The organism is Paenibacillus sp. FW101-FHT12H11 (assembly GCF_058790355.1).
Genome location: NZ_JBYTCO010000007.1, coordinates 186,262 through 209,379, shown reverse-complemented (window position 1 = coordinate 209,379; position 23,118 = coordinate 186,262). Strand labels below are relative to the sequence as shown.

General features: G+C 45.5%; 21 protein-coding genes. All 21 read right to left on the bottom strand.

Translation table 11 applies throughout. The features are described 5' to 3' along the window. Positions 1 to 5: 5 nt before the first annotated feature. Entirely contained in the window at positions 6 to 2,570 is a 2,565-nt protein-coding gene (locus AC3WTJ_RS23450) for a DNA translocase FtsK (protein WP_492523866.1), read from the bottom strand. Between the two features lie 64 nt (positions 2,571 to 2,634). Continuing rightward, positions 2,635 to 2,871 carry a YlzJ-like family protein gene (locus tag AC3WTJ_RS23445; RefSeq protein WP_407867720.1) on the bottom strand — a complete coding sequence of 79 codons (237 nt, stop codon included), beginning with the start codon at positions 2,869 to 2,871 and terminating at the stop codon, positions 2,635 to 2,637. Continuing rightward, positions 2,868 to 3,608: a ClpP family protease gene (locus tag AC3WTJ_RS23440; protein WP_127451156.1), complete on the bottom strand. Its 741-nt coding sequence runs from the start codon at positions 3,606 to 3,608 to the stop codon at positions 2,868 to 2,870. Before AC3WTJ_RS23440 ends, AC3WTJ_RS23445 begins: the two co-directional genes overlap by 4 nt. A 177-nt stretch (positions 3,609 to 3,785) precedes the next feature. Further along, positions 3,786 to 5,462 carry a ribonuclease J gene (locus tag AC3WTJ_RS23435; protein WP_127450978.1) on the bottom strand — a complete coding sequence of 559 codons (1,677 nt, stop codon included), beginning with the start codon at positions 5,460 to 5,462 and terminating at the stop codon, positions 3,786 to 3,788. Between the two features lie 168 nt (positions 5,463 to 5,630). Further along, the gene (gene dapA, locus AC3WTJ_RS23430; RefSeq protein ID WP_492523865.1) at positions 5,631 to 6,494 is read right to left on the bottom strand and encodes a 4-hydroxy-tetrahydrodipicolinate synthase; all 864 of its coding nucleotides are present in this window, start codon (positions 6,492 to 6,494) and stop codon (positions 5,631 to 5,633) included. 25 nt (positions 6,495 to 6,519) lie between these two features. Beyond that, a complete protein-coding gene (gene dapG / locus AC3WTJ_RS23425) occupies positions 6,520 to 7,737 on the bottom strand; it encodes an aspartate kinase (RefSeq protein WP_492523864.1) in 1,218 nt (405 codons plus the stop codon). A gap of 44 nt (positions 7,738 to 7,781) precedes the next feature. Beyond that, complete coding sequence (locus tag AC3WTJ_RS23420; RefSeq protein WP_127450984.1) at positions 7,782 to 8,819, bottom strand: aspartate-semialdehyde dehydrogenase; 1,038 nt, start codon at positions 8,817 to 8,819, stop codon at positions 7,782 to 7,784. Positions 8,820 to 8,855: 36 nt separating this feature from the next. Beyond that, on the bottom strand, positions 8,856 to 9,449 hold the full coding sequence (locus AC3WTJ_RS23415) for a dipicolinate synthase subunit B (protein ID WP_127450986.1): 594 nt from the start codon (positions 9,447 to 9,449) through the stop codon (positions 8,856 to 8,858). Further along, a complete protein-coding gene (gene dpsA, locus AC3WTJ_RS23410) occupies positions 9,446 to 10,345 on the bottom strand; it encodes a dipicolinate synthase subunit DpsA (protein ID WP_157321166.1) in 900 nt (299 codons plus the stop codon). Before dpsA ends, AC3WTJ_RS23415 begins: the two co-directional genes overlap by 4 nt. Before the next feature lie 125 nt (positions 10,346 to 10,470). Next, positions 10,471 to 10,926: a dUTP diphosphatase gene (gene dut / locus AC3WTJ_RS23405; protein WP_492523863.1), complete on the bottom strand. Its 456-nt coding sequence runs from the start codon at positions 10,924 to 10,926 to the stop codon at positions 10,471 to 10,473. Continuing rightward, positions 10,913 to 12,169: a M16 family metallopeptidase gene (locus tag AC3WTJ_RS23400; protein WP_181646151.1), complete on the bottom strand. Its 1,257-nt coding sequence runs from the start codon at positions 12,167 to 12,169 to the stop codon at positions 10,913 to 10,915. The genes dut and AC3WTJ_RS23400 overlap by 14 nt, the downstream gene beginning before the upstream one ends. 106 nt (positions 12,170 to 12,275) lie before the next feature. Beyond that, positions 12,276 to 13,331 (bottom strand): polysaccharide deacetylase family protein, encoded by a 1,056-nt coding sequence (locus tag AC3WTJ_RS23395; RefSeq protein ID WP_492523862.1) that lies wholly within the window; start codon positions 13,329 to 13,331, stop codon positions 12,276 to 12,278. 162 nt (positions 13,332 to 13,493) lie between these two features. Next, positions 13,494 to 15,596 carry a polyribonucleotide nucleotidyltransferase gene (pnp, locus tag AC3WTJ_RS23390; protein ID WP_492523861.1) on the bottom strand — a complete coding sequence of 701 codons (2,103 nt, stop codon included), beginning with the start codon at positions 15,594 to 15,596 and terminating at the stop codon, positions 13,494 to 13,496. 263 nt (positions 15,597 to 15,859) lie between these two features. Next, positions 15,860 to 16,129, bottom strand: coding sequence for a 30S ribosomal protein S15 (gene rpsO, locus AC3WTJ_RS23385; protein ID WP_029195252.1), 270 nt, complete (start codon positions 16,127 to 16,129; stop codon positions 15,860 to 15,862). Positions 16,130 to 16,292: 163 nt separating this feature from the next. Then, positions 16,293 to 17,231: a bifunctional riboflavin kinase/FAD synthetase gene (locus AC3WTJ_RS23380; protein WP_492523860.1), complete on the bottom strand. Its 939-nt coding sequence runs from the start codon at positions 17,229 to 17,231 to the stop codon at positions 16,293 to 16,295. A 49-nt stretch (positions 17,232 to 17,280) separates the two neighbouring features. Further along, entirely contained in the window at positions 17,281 to 18,198 is a 918-nt protein-coding gene (truB, locus tag AC3WTJ_RS23375; protein ID WP_492523859.1) for a tRNA pseudouridine(55) synthase TruB, read from the bottom strand. Beyond that, complete coding sequence (locus AC3WTJ_RS23370) at positions 18,195 to 19,196, bottom strand: DHH family phosphoesterase (protein WP_492523858.1); 1,002 nt, start codon at positions 19,194 to 19,196, stop codon at positions 18,195 to 18,197. The genes truB and AC3WTJ_RS23370 overlap by 4 nt, the downstream gene beginning before the upstream one ends. Then, positions 19,193 to 19,552 (bottom strand): 30S ribosome-binding factor RbfA, encoded by a 360-nt coding sequence (gene rbfA / locus AC3WTJ_RS23365; protein ID WP_157321176.1) that lies wholly within the window; start codon positions 19,550 to 19,552, stop codon positions 19,193 to 19,195. The genes AC3WTJ_RS23370 and rbfA overlap by 4 nt, the downstream gene beginning before the upstream one ends. Positions 19,553 to 19,558: 6 nt before the next feature. Beyond that, entirely contained in the window at positions 19,559 to 22,495 is a 2,937-nt protein-coding gene (gene infB / locus AC3WTJ_RS23360; protein WP_492523857.1) for a translation initiation factor IF-2, read from the bottom strand. Continuing rightward, positions 22,485 to 22,814: a L7Ae/L30e/S12e/Gadd45 family ribosomal protein gene (locus AC3WTJ_RS23355; protein ID WP_157321181.1), complete on the bottom strand. Its 330-nt coding sequence runs from the start codon at positions 22,812 to 22,814 to the stop codon at positions 22,485 to 22,487. Before AC3WTJ_RS23355 ends, infB begins: the two co-directional genes overlap by 11 nt. Next, a complete protein-coding gene (gene rnpM, locus AC3WTJ_RS23350) occupies positions 22,804 to 23,118 on the bottom strand; it encodes an RNase P modulator RnpM (RefSeq protein WP_127451004.1) in 315 nt (104 codons plus the stop codon). The genes AC3WTJ_RS23355 and rnpM overlap by 11 nt, the downstream gene beginning before the upstream one ends.

The following is a 23,118-nucleotide window of genomic DNA, read 5'->3' as shown; positions in this document are numbered from 1 at the left end:
TGCTATCAACTAATTCGATTGTGTTGGTATTGCTCAATTGACATCAGCACTTCGCGGGGTTTGCTTCCCTCATAAGGGCCGACAACGCCTTTGGCTTCCATGGCGTCAACAAGCCTTGCTGCACGTGTATAGCCAACTCTCATGCGTCTTTGAAGCAAGGAAACGGAAGCTTGTTTCGCTTCTAAAACGATTTGAACAGCTTGATCGTACAGCTCGTCTTCGAACTCATTTTGTTGTTCAGGCATTTCTTCCACCTGTGGTACTAATTCTTCTTGATAATTGGCTTGTTCTTGCGTACGGACGAAAGTTACGACATGCTCGACCTCTTGGTCAGATAAAAAGGCCCCTTGTACACGTACCGGCTTGGATGCGCCAACAGGTAAATAAAGCATATCGCCTCGGCCTAGCAGCTTCTCGGCGCCAACCATATCCAAAATAGTCCGTGAATCGACTTGGGAAGAAACTCCAAATGCAATACGCGAAGGGATATTGGCTTTGATAACACCCGTAATGACATCAACAGATGGCCTTTGCGTAGCAATAATCAAGTGAATACCTGCTGCGCGAGCCATCTGCGCTAATCGGCAGATCGAATCTTCTACGTCATTAGCTGCGACCATCATTAAATCCGCCAACTCGTCTACAATGACAACATAGTAGGGCAATGGAGCCGCTGTGCCGCTTTCTGTCAACATAGCATTATAGCCTTCAATGTTTCGAGTTCCGCTCTTCGAGAATAACTCGTAGCGTTTCTCCATCTCGACAACGATTTTCTTAAGAGCCAGAGATGCTCTTCGTGGATCAGTTACAACCGGCGCGAGAAGATGAGGTATTCCATTGTAGACATTTAACTCAACCATCTTGGGATCGATCATAAGAAACTTGACTTCATTCGGTTTAGCTTTATACAAGATACTCGTAATGATCCCGTTAATACATACGGATTTACCTGAACCTGTAGCACCAGCTACGAGTAAGTGAGGCATTCTAGCCAAATTCCCAACGATTGGTTGTCCGGAGATATCCCTCCCGAGTACAACAGACAGACGAGAACTCGATTCTTGAAAAGCTGATGTTTCCATCACTTCTCGCATCGTTACAACGGAAACCTCAAGATTCGGAACCTCAATCCCAATTGCCGATTTGCCCGGAATCGGAGCTTCCATCCGAATATCCTTTGCGGCAAGCGCTAACGCGATATCGTCCGTTAAGGAAACAATTCGACTTACCTTCACGCCGACATCAGGTTGAATCTCATACCGTGTAACAGCAGGTCCCCTGACGACCTCGAGCACTTTCGCACGCACACCGAAGCTTTCCAAGGTGGCCTCCAGCTTTCGTGCATTCGCTTTGTAGTCCGACATCTCACTGCCTTTGCCGACAGCCGGCTTCGCCAGCAGGTCGAGTGCAGGCATCTCATAAGGACGGGTTTGAACGGCCGGTACTTGATCTTGAAACTCTAAAGTTACAGGTTCATCATCCCCAGTTGCATCACTCGCTGAAGCTGGTTTTGTCTTAGGCATCGCCGTTGTTGATGCAGCCGAAACAGGTTTAACCGATTGTTGGGCTTCTTGAAACACTTGCTCCTGAAAATCGCGGATAATCGGAGTGACAGGCTGATCTTCCGATGGAATCTCGACAGCAGATCGCACTTCATTCGATTTATAAACCACTTCCTCGGAAGCTTCCGTTTCTTCTGCATTATGTACAAATTCATCTTCATTCTCGTCACTTGCCGCTGCAGTTGCTTTCTTGCGCCCTTCTTTAATAGGACGCAGCAACTCCATGAGAAGCGGCGATTTCTTCCGTTTCACAGGCTGGAATACTTCTTCATCGAACTCATCGTCAACAGGAACATAAGCCTGCCTCTTTACTTTCTTGTCGTTGGTACCAGAGGCCGTGGCCGTGGCAACCTGCGCGGGTTGTCGCCCTTCTCGATCTTGCAGCCATTCTTTCATTCTGTCTTTGAAATTTTGCCCTACATTGCTGAACCGTCCGCGGATTACGTTCCCGATATCCACATAAGAGATGCCGGTAGCCAGAATAAAACCTATGACAAATAAGGCGTACTGAATTAATCTTGCACCTAAGTAATCAAATAAGAAGTACAAGATGCTATACAGCATAGCGCCGATCATGCCGCCGCCAATCCCGTGCTCAAGCGCAGCCTGTCCTGCTTCCGTCGGATGCAGCCCTTCCAACATGGCGTTCCATGTCGACGAAATGATTTTGCCTGACGTAAATCCGCCATCCGGGTACAATTGAGCAAATAAATCAATGTGATTTTTTATCAACAGTCCAAGAATAAACAGCAAAATACCTGCTTTCTTAGGCGTTACCATTTGTGGCCAGGCTCGTTTGATCATGGCATATAAGGCCACATATATGAAAATGAGAGGCACTAACGAATACCACGTTCCAACAAAAAAACGGAAAAGGTAAATCAATGAGTTTCCGACATGTCCTTGATGAGCAAGGGCAATGACGGAAAAAATCAAAATGAGAATACCGTACAATTCGAATAACAAGCTAGTTTTTAAAGCCTTACCCTTCTTCTTGCGTTTCGCCACGCTTGTCACCCCCAAGTCCACATTATACCATATTTGACTTGAGGGATGATACAGGAACAGGGCTTTATGTGAGTGAATTCTCCATGATTGGACTGAAAGAAATTATAGTTCCAGGGGCATATTGCTCTTTTAAATAATCCTGCGGGTTACAGCTGTACAGTCTGACAATACGAGCTTGAAAGCCGCTAATTGGCTCAATCTGCATCTTGATTCCGCCTTGTTCAATATCCATGAACTTGGGCTCATACGTATCTGCCCCTTCAAAAATCACATCCATCGGCACCACCGAGTAGTGAATCATTGTACCATGCCACCACCCATAGCTGCCTTCTTCGACTCAATACGCTTGTTTAGCTCCCGAATAGCATCCCCGATCCCGCCGACCTGGTTGATTAAGCCGTATTTCACAGCATCCTCGCCAATGACCGTTGTCCCGATATCTCTGGTTAACTCCCCCGTCTTAAACATCAACTCTTTAAACTTTTGTTCCGTTACATTGGAATGTTTCGTTACGAATCGAACGACGCGTTCTTGCATTTTATCCAGATACTCAAAAGTTTGCGGAACCCCGATAATTAAGCCATTTAATCGAATTGGGTGAATCGTCATCGTCGCAGTCTCCGCGATAATGGAGTAATCTGCAGAAACTGCAATAGGTACACCGATACTGTGTCCACCCCCTAGAACTAGAGCGATCGAAGGCTTCGAAAGAGTTGACACCATCTCTGCTATCGCTAACCCTGCTTCAACATCTCCGCCCACCGTATTTAAAATAATCATGACGCCTTCAATCTTTGGATTTTGCTCCGCGGCGACCAATTGTGGGATGATATGCTCGTATTTCGTTGTTTTATTCTGCGGCGGAAGCACGATATGGCCTTCTACTTGTCCGATGATCGTAAGACAAAAAATGTTCGACTCGCCCGAAATCGTATTGGTTTGGCCTAATTGCTGAATATTTTCGAGGACAGGATTTTTCTTACCTTCCTCAGTCACTGGTTCCTGCTGCTTCGTCGGTTCTGTAGATGATGCCACAATAAGTCCCCCTTCATGTTTGACTAACAATCCTTACAGACATGGATCATAATCTCCCATAGTATGAATAATCTTGGTACCTTTCATGCATCATTTCTTCTTATGGGCCGACTGAAAAAAGCTCCCTCCAGTGATGGAGAGAGCTTTGCTATTTGCATAGGTTCAAGTGACTGTTCGAGCCTAGACTTCCATGATAATTGGAAGGATCATTGGTCTTCTTCTGGTTTGTTCATATAAAAAGCGTCCGAGAACATCTTTTACATTAGTTTTTAAAGATGCCCATTCATTTACATTTTCGTTCATTAACTTCGTTAATGTATTGGTAACAATGCGATTGGCTTCTTCCAAGAGGCCCTCTGATTCACGTACATACACGAATCCGCGAGAAATGATATCCGGTCCGGATAAAATTTTGCCATCTTGTTTACTGAGAGTAACAACGACTACAAGAATACCGTCTTGAGACAGTAACTTACGGTCACGCAACACAATGTTGCCTACATCTCCGACGCCCAGTCCATCAATCAGAATGTTGCCGCTTTGAACTTTGGATCCTTTGCGTGCAACTCCATTTTGAATTTCTACCGTGTCACCGATATCACACATGAAGATATCTTCTTTCGCCATTCCTACAGACTCAGCAAGGAGTCCATGCTGACGGAGCATGCGATATTCACCGTGAATGGGAATAAAGTATTTCGGCTTCATCAAATTGAGCATAAGCTTCAATTCTTCTTGACTGCCGTGACCTGATACGTGTACACCAGTTACTGAACCTGGTCCGTAAATAACATTAGCACCGATACGGAACAATTCATCTACGGTACGACCAACATCACGTTCGTTTCCTGGAATCGGCGTAGCTGCAATAATGACCGTATCACCTGGTAAAATATCAACTTTGCGGTGGGTGGAACGCGCCATTCTTGTAAGTGCAGACATCGGCTCGCCTTGGCTTCCTGTGGATAGAATGACAACCCGGTCAGCAGCAAGCTTGTTCACTTCCTCCGGCTCAATTAACATGCCATCCGGAATATTCAAGTAACCTAATTCGCTTGCAATCGATACTACATTAACCATGCTTCGACCAATCACGGTAACTTTACGATTCGTTGCAGCCGCTGCATCAAACACCTGTTGCACACGATGAATGTTAGATGCAAAAGTTGCAATAACCACTCTCTGTTTAGCTTTACGGAACACTTCTTCAATCTCAATACCTACACTGCGCTCCGAGCCTGTGTAACCAGGTCGTTCTGCATTGGTACTGTCAGAAAGCAAGGCAAGAACGCCTTTCTTCCCGATCTCTGCCATGCGGTGCAAATCGGCATATTGATCATTCACAGGAGTTTGATCAAATTTGAAATCTCCTGTATGCACAACTACGCCTTCTGGTGTATCCAGAGCGACACCTACAGAATCAGGGATACTGTGATTCGTTTTGAAGAATGTTGCTGTAATAGTGCCTAAAGAAAGCACGGAATCCGCGTTAATTAGGATCCGGTTCGTTGTACCGAGCAAGTTCGCTTCCTTCAGCTTCGCTTCAATGAGACCCATTGTAAGTTTAGTAGCATACAGTGGAACATTAAGATGCTTAAGCACATAAGGTAAGCCGCCGATATGATCTTCATGGCCGTGAGTAATGATAATGCCGCGTACTTTATCCCGATTCTCCGTTAAGTATCCGATATCTGGAATGACAATATCAATTCCAAGCATGTCCTGCTCAGGAAATTTCAAACCACTATCAATGACGATGATATCGTTCGCATACTGAACGCAATACATATTTTTCCCGATTTCGCCCACGCCGCCAAGAGCGAAGATCAAAAGTTTATCAATATTTTTTTTGGACAAGAATATACCTCCTTCTAAGATTGGACGACGAATTTTAGATGAAAAACCGAACTAGTCACTTGCAACCATTATACATGAAAAAAAACAACAAATACAAGTTAATACCGATTACAATAGCTTCCCCAAAAAAAGAAAACCGATGCCGGAGCACCGATTCATTAGGCGTTATCATACAAAAAGTGATTGGATGAATTGTCCTTCTTGCTCGGATACGCGAACTAACGGAAGTCTCACGCCCCCTGTTTGGATGCCTTTCAGTGCAAGAGCATGCTTGATTGGAGCAGGACTCGGAACACGGAAAATGCCAATAAACACAGGGTGCAGCTTACGATGAAGTTCTGCCGCTTGCTGAATGTTACCTTCTAAATAATACTTTACCATAGATTGCATTTCTTTTCCAATCACATGGCTCGCAACACTAATAATTCCATGGCATCCTACGGATAATGCTGGCAGGGCATTGCTGTCATCCCCGCTGTATACTAGAAAACCAGGGGCTGCATCGTTAAGAATACGGGTTAATTGATCCGTGTTCGCACAATCCTTGGTTGCCACAATATTCGAAATGTGGGAAAGACGAATGGTTGTCTCTGCATCCAAATTAACACCTGTACGGCCCGGTACGTTATAGAGCATGATACCGACGTTAACGGATTCAGCGACAGCTTTAAAATGCTGGTACAACCCCTCTTGCGACGGGCGGTTATAGTAAGGAGCTACGATAAGCACAGCATCGACTCCAAGTTTCTCGACCTTTTGGGAGAAATGAATGGTGTGTGCCGTATCATTGCTTCCAGTGCCTGCAATGATCTTGCAACGACCTCGTGCATAACGAACGGATAGCTCGATCAGCTTCAGCTTCTCCTCGTCAGTTAATGTAGGCGCCTCACCAGTGGTCCCACAAATTACGAGGCTATCAGACTGCTGCTCTTCGATCAAATAATTGATTAGCGGTTCTACTTGGTCCCAGTTGACTTGTAATTGCTCGTCAAACGGAGTGACCATGGCTGTGATTACTCTTCCAAAATCCACCGTTTGCACCTCCTGAATCTCATATTCATTTATTTAAACCAAATTTATGATGTAATGCTTTAACCGATTTGATCATATCTTCACCTTGTACAAGCACCCAGATCGTCGTATTCGAATCGGCTGATTGCAAGATCCGTATGTCTTCTATCGTTAAAGCTTCTACAATTTGCGCCATAATTCCCGGCACGCCGTTCATCCCCCCGCCAATCACGGATACCTTGGCACATCCACTTAAAGCAAGGGGTTCGTAACCATGGCTCCTAAGCAGCTTAACTGCGCGTTCAGCTTCGTGGTCGAAAACGGTATAAACAACTGCCGATGGATTCACACTGATAAAATCAACACTGATCTGGTTCTGCGCCATCGTTTTGAATACACGAAGCTGCAGATCGAATTGCCCCTCAACGGCGGCCACGTAGATTTGCGTAATATTCGTAAAATGGGCAATCCCTGTAACAAAGCGGTCTTTCACTTGGTTCATGTCATGCGGGATATTGTCTGAAGCTGTAACCAAAGTGCCTAATTCCTTCGTGAACGTGGATCGCACCCGGATCGGAATATTAGCGTGCATTGCGACTTCTACGGCACGCGGATGAATCACTTTGGCGCCATTGTGCGCCATATTGCAAATTTCAGCAAAGCTGACTCGAATGAGCGGTTTAGCGTCCTCTACGATTCTTGGATCCGCTGTCATTATCCCATTCACGTCAGTGAAAATATCAACAATCTCGGCTTTCAGTGCTGCTCCTAACGCAGTCGCTGATGTATCACTACCTCCGCGTCCCAGCGTAGTCAGTTCATCCTCGCTTGTTTTACCTTGAAAACCTGTAACAATAACAACCATATCTTGTTCCAGTAATTCTAGAATACGGTTAGGCTGCATAGCAACGATCTTAGCGTTGCCGTGATCGTCATTTGTTAAAATGCCAGCTTGCCCACCCGTCAAAACTGTTGAGCGGATGCCTCTAGACTGCAATAAACTGCACAAATGTACCGCAGAAATTAATTCTCCGCAGCCCATTAGCATGTCGAGTTCCCGCGCCGGCAGCCCCTCCCCGTTCTTACGAACAAGATCTAAGAGCGTGTCAGTCGCATAGGGTTCCCCTTTACGTCCCATCGCAGAAACAACAACGACTAGTTTGTAATCATCGATTAGTGCATCTTGAATATGTCCAATAACATGTTCTCTAGCTTGTGCGGTGGAAAGCGAGGTACCTCCGAATTTCTGTACAAGGATTCGCATGAGTTTCCCCCATATTCACTGCAACTTAATCGCAGTAATGCTGATTATTGTTCTATAGCAATATATTCAGCAATTTGCACAGCATTCCAAGCAGCGCCTTTGAGCAGGTTGTCAGAAACAATCCACATATTCAGTGCTTTTGGGTTGCTCAAATCGCGGCGCACGCGTCCAACAAAAGTTTCCAGCTTGCCCGCTGCATCTGTTGCTAGTGGATACTGCTGCTCAGCCGGGTTGTCAACTAACACGATACCGGGAGCATTAGCAAGCAATGTTTTCACTTCTTCTACGTCGAAATCTTCCTTCAATTCCACGTAAACGGACTCTGAATGTCCATACACAACAGGAATACGCACACAAGTGGCCGTCACTTCAATGGACTCGTCACCCATAATTTTTTTCGTTTCAAGAATCATTTTCATCTCTTCATTGGTAAATCCATTGTCGAGAAACTTGTCGATTTGAGGAATTGCATTAAACGCGATTTGGTGTTTCACCGGCAATGAGCCCACTGGCAAAATGTCCGGATTCGCATCGTTACCTGCAAGTACCTCTTGCGATTGTCTCAACATTTCATGAATCGCTTTCGCGCCCGCTCCAGAAACAGCTTGATACGTCGATACGATGATACGGGAAATGCCGTAACGATCGTATAAAGGCTTCAGGGTTGCAACCATCTGAATCGTGGAACAGTTCGGATTTGCAATGATACCTTTGTGCTCGTTGATCTTGTCAACATTCACTTCCGGAACAACCAGAGGTGTGTCTGGATCCATACGGTATGCACTTGTGTTATCAATACAAATTGCACCTGCATTCACCGCGTGCGGAGCTAACGCTTTAGTCACGTCGCCGCCAGCGCTAAACAAGGCAATATCTACACCCTCAAAGCTGTCAGGGGTAGCTTCTTGAACCGTTACATCTTGACCTTTGAATGAAATCTTGACACCGGCTGAGCGAGCGGAAGAAAGCAATTTTAATTCCTTGATGGGGAAATTCCGTTGTTCTAATAGACGGATGATTTGTTCACCTACTGCGCCTGTTGCTCCGACGACTGCAATGTTGAAAAGCTTCTGGTTGGACATGAGCTGGTCTCTCCCCTTCAAGATTTATATATGAAATTAGTACTGAAATCTCTCAATAATCATGGGTTGCAATTGCTTGCCATCCAACGCAGATTCACAAGCTTCCATAATCAAGTCCATGCGAGCCACCAACGAATTTGGCTTAGCTCCAGGTGCATCTTGACCAAAAGGAACAAAATAAATGTTCTTCGTAATCAGAAGCTTAGCGATATTCATCGCATTCAAACCTAGTCCGTCATTGGTAGAAATAGCTAAAACAAGCGGACGTAAGTTCCGCATTTGCGCTTTGGCAGCCATAAGTACAGGACTTTCTGTCATCGCATTTGCTAGCTTACTAGTTGTATTTCCTGTGCACGGCGCAATAACCATCACATCAAGCAGCTTGGATGGACCTAGTGGTTCTGCATCTACAATTGTCGAAATGATGTTGTTGCCTGTTATGTCCTTTAACTGCTGCTGCCAATCTGCCGATTTCCCGAAACGTGTGTCCGTTGTCATGATCGTATTGGATACAATCGGAATGACGCGTGCACCAGCATCTACAAATCTCTGAATTTGAGGCATTACCTCTTCCAGCGTACAGTGAGAACCGGTTAACGCGTAACCGACTGTTTTCCCTTGCCAATTCATTCCACATCGCTCCTGTCTCTGAAGTCTTCCTCGATCAGCTGACTTAGTGTGTTCGCCATGATGCGGCCAGCTGTTTTGGGGGCGACGATGCCAGGTAATCCGGGCGCAAGCATCGCTTTGACACCTCTTCTCTCGGCAAATCGGAAGTCCGTTCCACCGGGTTTAGAAGCCAAATCGATGATCAGCGCGCGATGTGGGATATTGGTAATAACTTGCGCTGTGACTATCATAGTCGGAATTGTGTTAAAAAGCAAGTCAATATTCCCCACTTCCGGATACAGATCTTTCGTGTAAAAAGGCTGAAAACCCATCTCCCACGCCCTTGCGAAATGCTCTGGTTTCCGTACCCCTACCTTAACGGTAGCCCCTAAACCTTGCAGTGTTTTGGCCATGGTGAAACCCGTACGGCCAAAACCCAAAACCATACATACAGAACCATGAATCGTAATATCCGTGTTCTGTATCGCCATCATCAGCGCGCCTTCAGCTGTTGGAATGGAGTTGTAAATCGCGACATCGTCCCGATCAAATAACTCCACAACGCCAATTCCATGTGCGGCACAAAGATTTTTTAAATAACTTTTGGCCATTCCCGTGTATACCTTGGCATGCTTCGGCAGCGAAGAAATATGAACGTCCGTCAATCTCAACTCTTCGCTTGAAAAGATAGATTCCACTTGTCCCGAATCATCCGTACCTACAGCCGGCAAAATTAGAACATCAATCGTTTGAAGCAGCACGGGATCCAGTTTCGCATTGGAAACACTGCTGAATTGCCTCCCGAGATTGTCAAAACCGAATAATGTTACTGATGCGTCAAGCTCGGTAAATTTCTGAATTACTTCTAGCTGCCGGGCGTCTCCACCCATGAAAGCAACCGAAATCCCAGTAAGCATTCTTTGCTTACACCCCTTTCTCGGTCCGTTTCGATACGTTATAGTATGCGTTCGCCTAAGGATGGGTGCCACTGCTTTTTGAAACAAAAAAAGAACCCCTATACAGAGGTTCTTCCTACTACTTATTATCGTCCTGTGTGACCAAACCCGCCGGAGCCCCGCTCCGTTTCCGTCAACTCATTAACTTCCACTAAATCAATCTGTGGCACCAGCTGAAATACCATCTGGGCAATGCGCTCATTGCGCCCAATTGTGAAAGCTTCCTGCCCATGATTAATCAGCAGCACCTTTACTTCACCACGATAATCAGCATCAATTGTTCCTGGTGAATTCAATGTCGTAATGCCATATTTGAATGCCAATCCGCTTCTTGGCCGGATCTGCGCTTCAAGTTCAGGCGGCATGCTCAGTGCGAATCCAGTGGGAATAAGCCGACGCTCACCCGGAGCAAGAATAATAGGTTCGCTTACAGCAGCATGAAGGTCAAAGCCGCTTGCGGCTGCAGACATTTTCTGTGGCAAGAGAATATCTTCCTGCCCGGAAACACGTTTTATTTGGACATCAAACTTAGAGAGAGACAAGCTGATCCCTCCTGAAGCTGCTAATGACATCATCGGAATTCCCTACCATAGACAGAGCGAAAGGTGTAGAGAATAATGTTTTGGTTAACGCTTGAATGTGCTCCATTTGTACGCTGTCAATGCGTTGAAGCATTTCATCCAGGCTATAGTGCTTGCCGGTCATCAACTCATTTTTCCCGAAACGGTTCATGCGGCTGCTCGTACTTTCAAGACTAAGAATCAGGCTGCCCTTCAACTGTTCTTTCCCTTTTTTCAACTCGGATTCCAGCATCCCTTTTACCGCTATATCATGCAGCAGCTCCATCGTTACCTTCAAGACTTCTTCTGTTTGTTTAGGTGCTGTGCCTGTATAGATCGTAAACATACCACTATCGATATGGGAAGAATGGTACGAATACACCGAGTAAGCTAAGCCGCGCTTCTCACGGATTTCTTGAAACAGCCTGGAGCTCATGCCCCCGCCGATCGCGTTATTGAGCAGCACCATAGGGTACAGGTTTTCCTCTTGTAAGGAGAGACCTGGCAGTGAGAGACAGATATGATTTTGCTCTGTTTTCTTAGCATGGAAAATCAATTCTCCAAGGAAATCCGGTGCATCGTAACTCGTTTCTGCTCCTGTTAATGCGAATCCACCAAAATGTTTCTCAATCAATTCACGAACACTGTCATCAATATTGCCGGCAATGCTAAGCACAGTATTCTCCGTATTATAATGTTTCTTCATATAATTACGAAGATCATCGGACTTCATTTTGGATAAATTCTCTGCCGTCCCGAGAATCGTATAACCTAATGGGTGAGTCCCATAAGAAGCTTTCGCTAATAAATCATGGACCAAGTCGTCAGGTGTATCTTCATACATCGAGATTTCTTCATAAATGACTCCCTTTTCCTTCTCCAACTCCCCTTCATCAAAGGAAGAATGGAAGAACATGTCGGAAAGTACATCCATAGCTAGCGGCAAATGCTCATCGAGTACTTTGGCATAATAGCAAGTGTACTCTTTGGAGGTAAATGCATTCACATTCCCGCCAATTCCGTCAAATATCTCTGCGATATCTTTTGCTGAATGGCGCTCCGTCCCCTTGAACAGCATGTGTTCAATAAAGTGTGAAATGCCGTTTTGTTCTTGAGACTCATTACGTGAGCCAGTCTTTACCCAAATTCCGAACGTGACCGATCGAAAAGTAGGGATTTGTTCCATAACCACTCTCAAGCCATTATGTAAGCGATATTTGATCACTAAGTTTCCTCCTCAAAATGAAGCCCGTAAAGTCCCATTTCCAAATTATACTTCCTCAGTCTAACAAAAATGTGCGAGCGACTCAACTTTGCAGGTTGGCCCTCACTCAGTTGACAATTTGGTTCGCTTCTTCGACCCGTTTGGAGGAAAGCAATTCCGTTACCGTACCCATGGTTAATCCCTTATTTTTAATCATTCGGATCATCCCTGGCAGTGCGTCTCTGGAAGAAGGCGTTGGATGCATCAGAATAAGCGTGCCAGGCTCAACACTGGTGGAAAGCCGCTGCAGAATGCGATCTGCTCCGGGATTTTTCCAATCAATCGTATCAAAAGTCCATAATACCGTCTTTAGTTTAAACTCGGCCGCTACTTGAACCGTTTCTTGGTTAAAATACCCGGAAGGCGGGGCAAATAGTGTGTTATTCACGCCTAACTGCTGCTTCAGCAACTGCTCCGTTTTGGAGATTTCCTCCACAGCCTTACTTCGGCTGACGTTCCTCATATCCTTATGGGAATAAGCATGATTGGACAATTCATGACCTGCATTCTGGATCGTTTTCGCCATCTCAACATTTTTATTCAACCAGGAGCCATCGAGGAAAAATGTAGCGTGCACGTTTTCTTTGCGCAGCGTCTCTAAAATGCTCGGCAAATACTCATTCCCCCAAGCAACATTGATCATAAATGAGACCATAGGCTTTTTGGGATTGCCTTTATAGATGGGGTTTGGTCCCAAATCATCCAACTGGATACTAGGAGAAACTTCTTTCATGATGTAATTGATTTTGCCAGGCGTCAACTTGTGCTGAGCCAGTTTAAGCGTTTCAGGAATATCGACTTCCAGACCGTTATAACCAGGAATTGCTTTCCACACTGAATCTAATTTCGCATTGATCGGAGCAATTTTACGTTTTTCCGCCTCTTGGGTAATTGTATCTAATAAATTATTGCTTTTAGACGGAGTCGATTGAATTGGACCAGCAGCCGGCTGCATTGCAAAAACCGGAAGCGCTTCTTCGTCCTCCCAATCGGTCCCGAATACATAGGGACTTTGTCCACTTTTCACGGACTGAATATAAGCACCCACATTAGGGATAGTATCTAAGGCAAGCATAATCATAGCAAAAAAACTTCCAAGTAGAAGCCACTTCTTGTAGCGCATAGACCGATCCCCCTTCTCCTCATGTCCTGAGTGTATGCAGAAAGGGACAAGAGTAGAACCGGGCATGTCCTGTCTAACGAAATAGCAAAAAAGAGACAGATTCATCTGACTCTTTATCCATAACTTCATCTATGAAAAAGGGACTTCACAAGTCACTCGGCTCTAGGTTTGAGCCGGGACTTGCGAAGTTAATGTAGCTTTGCGAGAAAGGTTTACTCTTCCTTGCTGGTCAATTTCCGTTACTTTGACTGTGATTTGATCGCCAACGTTAACGACATCTTCCACTTTTGCGACGCGTTCTGTGGAGATTTGAGAAATATGAACCAGACCTTCTTTACCTGGCAGGATCTCAACGAAAGCTCCGAATTTCTCAACGCGTTTTACAGTACCAAGATACGTTTCACCGACGATAACTTCACGCACGATACCTTCGATAATGGAACGTGCTTTTTCATTCATGGCTTGATTAGAGGAAGCAATGAAAACACGGCCATCTTGCTCGATATCAATTTTCACGCCAGTTTCTTCGATAATCTTGTTGATGATTTTACCGCCTGCTCCGATCACATCACGGATTTTGTCAGGGTTGATGTTCATGGTCAAGATTTTCGGCGCATATTCGGAAAGAGTTTTCTTCGGTTCCGAAATACGTGAAACCATTTTGCCTAAAATGTGCATACGGCCTTCTTTGGCTTGCTGCAAAGACTGCTGCAGGATGCTGCGATCGATACCATCGATTTTGATATCCATTTGAAGCGCAGTAATCCCTTCAGCTGTACCCGCAACTTTGAAGTCCATATCGCCAAGATGATCTTCCATCCCTTGAATATCGGACAAAATAGAGAAATGGTCTCCGTCTTTAATCAGACCCATCGCAATACCAGCAACCGGTGCTTTAATTGGAACCCCAGCATCCATAAGAGCCAAAGTACTTGCGCAAATACTTGCTTGGGATGTAGATCCGTTGGATTCAAGTACCTCAGATACAAGACGAATCGTGTAAGGGAAATCGGTTTCGTTAGGAATGATCGGCTCTAAAGCTCTCTCCCCTAGCGCACCATGTCCGATTTCACGACGACCTGGCGGACGAAGCGGTCTTGCTTCACCTACGGAGAACGGAGGGAAATTATAGTGATGCATGAAGCGTTTCGTTTCTGTAAGATCCAAGCCATCTAGAATTTGAACATCGCCTAATGCGCCCAATGTACAAACACTTAACGCTTGCGTTTGTCCACGTGTGAACAAGCCTGATCCGTGAGTCCGCGGCAGCAAGTCAATATCGCAGTCAATCGCGCGAATTTCTTCCAATTTACGTCCATCCGGTCTAACTTTATCATGCGTAATCAAACGGCGAACTTCTTCTTTGACGATATCATAAAGAGTCTCTTTCACATCGCCTAACAACTCAGGTGTTTCCGCATACAAAGCTGTAAAATGTTCTACCGCTTCAGCGTTCACAACGTCAATTGCTTCTTGTCTTGCATGTTTCTCGGAAATTTTGATGGCATCGACTAGTCTAGCCTGCGCGAAGTCGCGAACTGCTTTACTTACATCAGCATCAACCGCGTGGAGTTTCACTTCCATTTTCGGCTTGCCTGCGATTTCAACCAATTCTTCAATTACAGCAACAATTTTGCGGATTTCATCATGACCGTACATAATCGCTTCGAGCACAACGTCCTCGGAAACTTCGTTGGCGCCTGCTTCAACCATCATGATTGCGTCTTTTGTTCCTGCAACAGTTAAATGAAGATCACTTTTCTCCGCAGTTTCACCCGTTGGGTTAATTACGAATTGACCATCTACACGTCCAACAATGACACCGCCAACAGGACCGTTGAAAGGAACATCCGAAATTGCCAGCGCTGCGGAAGTGCCGATCATTGCCGCGATTTCCGGTGGACACTCTTGATCCACGCTCATCACCATGGACACGATTTGAACGTCATTACGGAAGCCTTCCGGGAAAAGCGGACGAATCGGACGATCCGTCAAACGGCTCGCAAGAATTGCCTTTTCACTTGGGCGACCTTCACGCTTAATAAATCCGCCTGGAATCTTACCTACGGAATATAGTCTTTCTTCATAATTGACAGTCAACGGGAAAAAATCCAGGTCTTTCGGTCCGCTGGATGCTGTAACTGTACTTAGCACAACCGTGTCACCATAGCGAACGGTAACTGCTGCATTGGCTTGTTTGGCAAGTCGGCCCGTTTCAAGAATGAACGGTTTACCGCCAAGTTCCATTTGTACCCTTTTCTCCATAAAATCCTCCTAAGGAAATTTCTTATTCATTATGTGTCTTGATACGCATTCACAGAAAAGGAGGTTAATACCTCAAACCTTTGACTCCGTATGTATCCAAAAACCTGCCTAGAACCTGAGTCATCCTCTAATTCTGCGTACTGTCTAGTATTTCCTTCTTTTTCCGTTTTAAAAATACAAGAAAAAGCAACCTCGTTGCCACTCTCTGCGCAAGCTTTATCAAGCCCAGCAAAGGAGCAACAGGTTGCTTCTCATTGTCGGTTTTATCGACGCAAACCAAGCTTCTCGATCAAAGCACTATAACGGCTTACATCTTTGTTCTTCACGTAAGCAAGAAGCTTACGGCGTTGTCCAACCATTTTAAGCAAACCACGACGGGAGTGGTGATCTTTCTTGTGTGTACGAAGGTGGTTCGTAAGGTTTACAATGTTCTCAGTAAGGATTGCTACTTGAACCTCAGGTGAACCTGTGTCGGTATCGTGTACCTTGTGAGTTTGAATCAGTTGAGTTTTGCGCTCTTGTGTTAATGCCATGATTGTTCATCTCCTAAATTCTATTGTATCCCCATAAGCCTAGAAATCGCCGATGATAGCGTCTATCCAAGCTTAGGTTCATGCCAAGGGAATTGTCCTTTGGGCAACGTTAATTAGTATACCATAATCACATAGTAGAAGTAAATATTTGATTCGGTAGGATCTATTCTAATTTATTTTTTGCAGCTTCCGCATCCACTTTGATCTGCGTAATCAGCTCGTCAATGGACGAGAATTTACGCTCGGGACGAAGGAAAGCAATGAGTTCAACCTTCATTTGTTCGCCATAAATTTGCTCGGAGAAGTCAAATAAATGAGCTTCAAACGATGGTTTCAACTCACCAGTAGCAAAAGTCGGCTTTACGCCGATGTTCATGACGCCTTTATAGGTTTCCCCTTTGATTGAAGCTTTAATCGCATACACGCCATTTGTAGGAATAACATAGGTCTCGTCCAATTGAAGATTAGCTGTTGGAAAGCCGAGTTGTCTTCCTCGCTTCTCTCCATCTATCACGATGCCGCTAATGCTGTAGGGACGGCCAAGAAGTCTAGTAACTGTGTCAATATCCCCTTGTTGCAACGATTCACGAATGAGTGTAGAACTAACTTTTTCGCCGTCCATTTGAAAAGGTCTCACCACTTCTACAGAAAATTTCCCGTGACTCAATTCGCAAAGCGAATCCGGGTTGCCTTTGCCTTGATAGCCGAAAGTAAAATCAAAACCGCAAATGACGCTGTTCACACCTAGCCGATCCAAGACTTGATCCACGAATAGTTCCGGGGACAATCGCATTAGCGAAGCGTCGAAGGTCACAATATAGGTATGATTGACGCCCAGCGAGGCAAATATCTCCATCTTCTCTTTCATCGGTGTCAAAAGATCAATGTATTTATCCTGCCCCATTACCGATCTGGGATGCGGGTGGAAAGTCATGATGGCTGTCGGAAGATTCAGCTTTTTAGCAGTAAGTAAGGCTCGTCCAATGACCTCTCGGTGCCCCAGATGAACACCATCAAAATCACCTATAGCTACTACCTGCTCTCCGACAAAAACGCTCGGAGTATCAAAATCAATGGGATATGATATTGGTATTATTTGCATATAAGTTCAATTCACCTATCCATTTCAACCTGTCCCTGCTTGTAATGGGTTAAAGAAATACTTTTGAAGGGATCAGGATTTGGCCAGCGCTTTTCCATTCATAAAGCCCTAGGAACCTTTTATCTGGAGAATAGGCACGAAGCAAGGTTGGAGAACCCGCCGCTGCACCTGTAATGCGACTTTTAGCCACAGAAATGCGTTTTCCTTGCTGCGCATGAGTGGCTTCTTGGTCGGAAAGCTCAACCGAAGGTATATGAGAGATCGCTTGATCCATAGGCATCATGCGGTCTTGCAACAAACCTTGATCTTTCAATTCTTTGATTTGCTCAAAGGTTAGACACTGTTCCTGACGGATATTGCCTGTGGAAGTCCTGATCAAGCTGCTCATAACCGCAGGATACCCTAAAGCTTTACCAATATCAACACATAGCGTTCGAATATAGGTTCCTTTTGAGCAAGAAACACGAAAATGTATTTCCGGATGTTTTTGCTGCAAATCCATACGAAGAATGTCTAATTGATGGATCGTTACTTTGCGTGATTTGCGCTCAACTTCTTTACCTTCGCGGGCCAGCTCATAGAGCCGTTTCCCGTCGATCTTAACAGCCGAGAACATAGGAGGAATCTGTTCGATCTCTCCGACAAAGCGAAGCAAAGCCTCGCGAACAACCGTTTCGTCCAATTGTACGTGAGAAACTTTTTCGAGCACATTGCCAGTCATATCTTCTGTATCTGTTGAAAGGCCAATACGAAGAACGGCCTCATATTCCTTCGGCAAGTCCTGTATATATTCAACCATCCGGGTTGCTCGACCAATGCAAAGTGGCAGAACTCCTGTCACTTGCGGATCTAATGTTCCGGTATGGCCAATACGTCTAATTCCAAGTATACCTCTGACTTTGGCTACAACATCATGAGATGTAAAGCCTTCCGGTTTCCAAACAGGCAAGATGCCTTCTAGCGTCATATCAGCTTGCTCCCTACTTCCTGAACCATTCTTGCTACTGCTTCTTCAATTGTTCCTTGGATTGTGCAGCCTGATGCACGCACATGACCGCCTCCACCAAGGGATTGAGCGATCGCTGCAACGTCGATAAGTCCTGAAGAGCGAAGACTTACTTTAATTATGCCTGGTGCTTTCTCCTTAAATAACATACCCACTTCGACGCCTTCCACGTTACGAGGGTAGTTCACCAGTCCATCTAGATCTTCACTGGAAGCCCCAGTAGACTCCAAATCAGCTAAAGAGACTGCGAGCCACGCTAGTTTGCGGTCATGGGCAAATGAAAGGGTAGATAAAGCCTTCTGAAGAAGAACGATTTGCGAATATGTCACTCTCTCCAAAACTTGCTCGGCAATTTCGGAGCCCTGCACGCCCAAAGCAAGTAGAGACGCTCCAATTTGCATAACTTCCGGCGAAGTATTCGAATAACGAAAACCGCCTGTATCCGTAAGCAAACCTGTGTAGATGCAGTCACCAATGGCCAAGTTCAAACTCATGTTCATATGTATCGCTAAATCATACAAGATCTGAACGGTCGCGGCCGCATCATGTTTAATCAAATGGCACGAACCAAATCTATCATTGGTTGGATGATGATCAACATTGAGCAGCTGAGCTTGTTCATCAAAAAGAGTGCTGACCCTACCTATTCTGGAGAAATCAGCACAATCAACACTTATTATGGTCTTGTAACGTCTACTCGGTACTTCTTTGCTAAAATCAAGTACCTGATCGCTTCCCCATAGATAGGAGAATTTAGAAGGCATAGGACCTTCGTTGATCATGGTAAAGGTCTTCCCTAGCTGATCCAGAAGCCAACCCATCGCGTATGTAGAGCTGGCGGCATCCCCATCCGGCTGGATGTGAGATACCACCAGGAAATCATCATGCTGCTCGATAAACTTAGCTGCTGCTTCCAGCTGCTGGCTGTATTCGGTGGCATGCATCATTCCATTACTCATACACTTGTATTTCCTTCCTGGTTTAGCTTATGAAGCAAGTTCTCGATATGACTGCCATAATCGATAGACGCATCGAACTTGAACTGTAATTCCGGGATTTTCCGTAACCGAATTCGTTTGCCAAGTTCAGAACGGATGTAACCGGAACCTGCAGAAAGAGCCTTCAGTGTGGCCTCTTTCTGTTCGTCCGTACCCATCACGCTTAGAAACACACGCGCTAAGGAAAGATCATTTGTTACTTCAACACCCGTAACGGTTAGGAAACCAATTCGCGGGTCTTTTAACTCGGATTGAACGATTTGGCTCAATTCTTTCTTGATTTGCTCGCTTACTCGACCTACACGCACTCTAGCCATTTGTTATCACCTCTCAACGGACTCCATGATGAAGGCTTCAATAATGTCGCCCTCTTTAATATCATGATAACGCTCCAGAGATATACCACATTCATAACCTTGTGCTACTTCTTTTTGGTCATCTTTAAATCGTTTCAAGGAATCAATTTTGCCTTCATGAACGACAATACCGCTGCGGATTAAGCGAGTTTGAGCATTACGAGCAATTTTACCCGAAATGACCATACAGCCGGCAATTGTTCCTGAACCCGTAATTTTGAATACGTTACGTACTTCAGCTTGACCAAGAACAACTTCTTTGAAGACAGGATCCAGCATGCCTTTCATTGCTTGCTCGATTTCTTCAATAACGTTGTAAATGATATTATGCAGACGAATATCAACTTTCTCTTGTTCTGCTGTAGATTTAGCAGCAGGCTCTGGACGAACGTTGAACCCGATAATGATCGCATTAGATGCCGAAGCAAGAATAATATCAGACTCCGTAATCGCCCCTACACCGTTATGCAGGATTTTGACGCGAACGCCTTCCACTTCGATCTTCTCAAGCGAGCTTTTCAGCGCTTCAACAGATCCTTGAACGTCACCTTTGATAATGACATTCAAATCCTTGATTTCGCCATCTTTGATATGCTTGAAGAGATCATCCAATGTCACGCGTGAATTTGCCGTCATTTCGGATTGACGCAATGCGATGGAACGACGGTCCGCGATATCTCTCGCTTTACGCTCATCTTCATACACCAAGAATGGATCTCCAGCTTGAGGAACATCGGTTAGACCTGTGATTTCGACTGGCGTAGATGGACCTGCTTCTTTCAATCGTTTGCCCTTATCATTCACCATCGCTCTGATACGGCCGAAGTGAACGCCGGCAACGAAGCTATCTCCCACTTTAAGCGTACCATGTTGAATCAGGACACGAGCCACAGGGCCTCTTCCTTTATCCAACTCAGCTTCAATAACTGTTCCTCTTGCACGTTTGTTCGGGTTAGCTTTGTACTCTTGTACTTCCGCTACGAGCAAGATCATCTCTAAGAGATTTTCAAGTCCGATACGTTGTTTCGCAGAAATTTCGCAGAAAATGGTATCGCCGCCCCACTCCTCCGGAACCAGTTCATAAGCTGTAAGAGCCTGTTTGATTTGGTCAGGATTAGCGCCTTCTTTATCAATTTTGTTCACAGCAACAATGATTGGAACGCCTGCCGCTTTAGCATGGCTAATCGCTTCTACGGTTTGTGGCATTACGCCGTCATCTGCAGCTACGACAATAATCGTAATATCCGTTACTTGTGCACCGCGGGCACGCATCGTTGTAAATGCTTCGTGACCAGGTGTATCCAAGAACGTGATCTTCTTATGGTTAACTTCAACTTGGTACGCACCGATGTGCTGCGTAATTCCGCCTGCTTCGCCTTCCGTAACGCTTGTTTTGCGAATAGCATCAAGAAGTGTTGTTTTACCATGGTCAACGTGACCCATAATTGTAACAACCGGTGGACGCTCAAGAAGATCTGCCTCATCATCCACTTCTTCAATCGTCTCGAAATTGTCTTCTTCGACTTTAATTTTAATCTCGACTTCAACGCCGAATTCAGTTGCAATCAATTGAATAGCGTCCAAATCAAGTTCTTGGTTGATTGTTGCCATTGTTCCTAGGAACAACAATTTTTTGATAACTTCAGAAGCATCTTTATGGAGCAATTTGGCTGTTTCACCAACCGTCATGCTGCCGCGAACGATGATTTTCTTAGGTGTGTTATCAATTTTTTCTTTCTTAACCGTTTCTTGTTGATATCTGCCACGGTTGTTACCACGTTGATTGCCACGGTTGTTGCCGGATGGCCCGCGGTTACCACCGGAGCGATTATCATCAAAACGTTTAGGTGTTGGTTTGGATTTCTTGGTAGTAATTACGCCAGCCTTCGCTGCTGCATCATCCAATTCAGCTGCTGTTGCTCCAACATGGAACTGCGGCTTAGCTTCTTGAATAACAGGTCTTCCGCTTTGGTTATTGTTACGGTTGTCAAAAGGTTTGTTTTGACGATTCGGTCCTGTACTGCGGTTAGGACTTCCACCTTGCGGACGGCCGCTGTTAGCGCTTTGTCCGCCACCGGCAGATGCGCCTGCACCTTGGTTCGGACGGGATCCCGCATAGTTGCTATTCGTGCGAGGAGCTCCGCCTTGGCCTTGCCCTTGGTAGGAACCTTGACCGCTTGGACGTTGGCTGTTATATCCGCCTGATGATCCACCACTCGGACGTCCATCGTTGGAACGGAATGGAGGTCTGTCACCAGAGCGTTGACCTTGACCTTGGCCTTGATAGCCTTGGCCACTTGGACGTTGTCCGCCTTGTGAAGATCCTTGATAGCCGGAACGTTGCCCGCCTTGTGATGACCCTTGGCCGCTTGGACGTTGTCCGCCTTGCCCTTGATAACCTGTACGTTGTCCACCTTGGCCTTGACCGCTTGGACGTCCGCCTTGCGAAGATCCTTGACCACTAGGGCGACCATCACGTTGGGGTTGGGAAGGGCGACTTGTCGCACCAGGTGTAGCTTGCGTTGTCGATGGCTGTGGTGTCACTGCACCACTAGTTGTTTGGTTGGCTGATTGTTCTGAAGAAGCAACAGGCTTGGAAGCCCCCGTTGCTGCACCTTTATTCTCTTGTGCTGGAGCCTGCGATGCAGGATTCTGATTCGTCGTCGATGAACTCACATTTCCTCCGTCCGTAGCTGCTCGTTTGGCAGCCGCATTAGCTTTTATATCACGGAAAAATTTCTCCACGGAACTAACCGCGTCATTTTCCATTACACTCATATGATTGTTAACAGGTATATTTAAACGTTTGAGAATGGTGATAATTTCTTTACTGCTCATATTGAGCTGTTTGGCGTATTCGTATACGCGGGTTTTATCTTTATTATCTTGTTGTTTATTGGTCAATATGTTCCACCTCCGCAGGATTTTCTTGACTTTTCTGCAGCATCTGCGCGAAGCCTCCGTCCAATACACCTATGGTGACACGCATCTCTTTACCAATGCTGCGGCCCAATTCATACTTCGTTCCAATTTCCATAAGAGTCACCCCATAAAATTGGCATTTATCCTGAAATTTCTTCCGTGTATTAGCCGAAGCATCCTCCGCCATAATGACAAGTTTGGCTTCTCCCGAACGAATGGCTTTAAAGACGCCTTCATCGCCGGTAACAAGCTTTCCTGCCCGCATCGCCAGACCCAACTGGTTAAAAAATTTAGGATTCATCTTCGGAGTCCTCCTCTTTGGAGGAAAGGAATTCATCTTCAACCCGAATAAAATCTTGTTCCAGTTGGTCATAAATATCAGCGCTTACGGCATGCTTAAGTGCTCGATCCAAGGCTTTGCTTTTCTTTGCCAATTTAAAACAAGAAACTTTACCGCATAAGTAGGCACCGCGCCCGGATTTTTTCCCTTTGAGATCAATGAGAATGTCATCTTCAGGCGTTTTGACGACGCGGATCAATTCCCTCTTCGGCATCATCTCCTGGCAGGCCACGCATTTTCTCAGAGGGACTTTTCTCTGCTTCAT

Excerpts from the sequence above, each read along its gene's own strand:
- AC3WTJ_RS23445 (WP_407867720.1), bottom strand. The coding sequence starts at position 2,871 with ATGATTCACTACTCGGTGGTGCCGATGGATGTGATTTTTGAAGGGGCA.
- dapG (WP_492523864.1), bottom strand. The coding sequence starts at position 7,737 with ATGCGAATCCTTGTACAGAAATTCGGAGGTACCTCGCTTTCCACCGCA.
- AC3WTJ_RS23420 (WP_127450984.1), bottom strand. The coding sequence starts at position 8,819 with ATGTCCAACCAGAAGCTTTTCAACATTGCAGTCGTCGGAGCAACAGGC.
- AC3WTJ_RS23415 (WP_127450986.1), bottom strand. The coding sequence starts at position 9,449 with ATGAATTGGCAAGGGAAAACAGTCGGTTACGCGTTAACCGGTTCTCAC.
- dpsA (WP_157321166.1), bottom strand. The coding sequence starts at position 10,345 with ATGCTTACTGGGATTTCGGTTGCTTTCATGGGTGGAGACGCCCGGCAG.
- AC3WTJ_RS23395 (WP_492523862.1), bottom strand. The coding sequence starts at position 13,331 with ATGCGCTACAAGAAGTGGCTTCTACTTGGAAGTTTTTTTGCTATGATT.
- pnp (WP_492523861.1), bottom strand. The coding sequence starts at position 15,596 with ATGGAGAAAAGGGTACAAATGGAACTTGGCGGTAAACCGTTCATTCTT.
- rpsO (WP_029195252.1), bottom strand. The coding sequence starts at position 16,129 with ATGGCATTAACACAAGAGCGCAAAACTCAACTGATTCAAACTCACAAG.
- AC3WTJ_RS23380 (WP_492523860.1), bottom strand. The coding sequence starts at position 17,231 with ATGCAAATAATACCAATATCATATCCCATTGATTTTGATACTCCGAGC.
- truB (WP_492523859.1), bottom strand. The coding sequence starts at position 18,198 with ATGACGCTAGAAGGCATCTTGCCTGTTTGGAAACCGGAAGGCTTTACA.
- AC3WTJ_RS23370 (WP_492523858.1), bottom strand. The coding sequence starts at position 19,196 with ATGAGTAATGGAATGATGCATGCCACCGAATACAGCCAGCAGCTGGAA.
- rbfA (WP_157321176.1), bottom strand. The coding sequence starts at position 19,552 with ATGGCTAGAGTGCGTGTAGGTCGAGTAAGCGAGCAAATCAAGAAAGAA.
- AC3WTJ_RS23355 (WP_157321181.1), bottom strand. The coding sequence starts at position 22,814 with ATGAATCCTAAATTTTTTAACCAGTTGGGTCTGGCGATGCGGGCAGGA.
- rnpM (WP_127451004.1), bottom strand. The coding sequence starts at position 23,118 with ATGAAGCAGAGAAAAGTCCCTCTGAGAAAATGCGTGGCCTGCCAGGAG.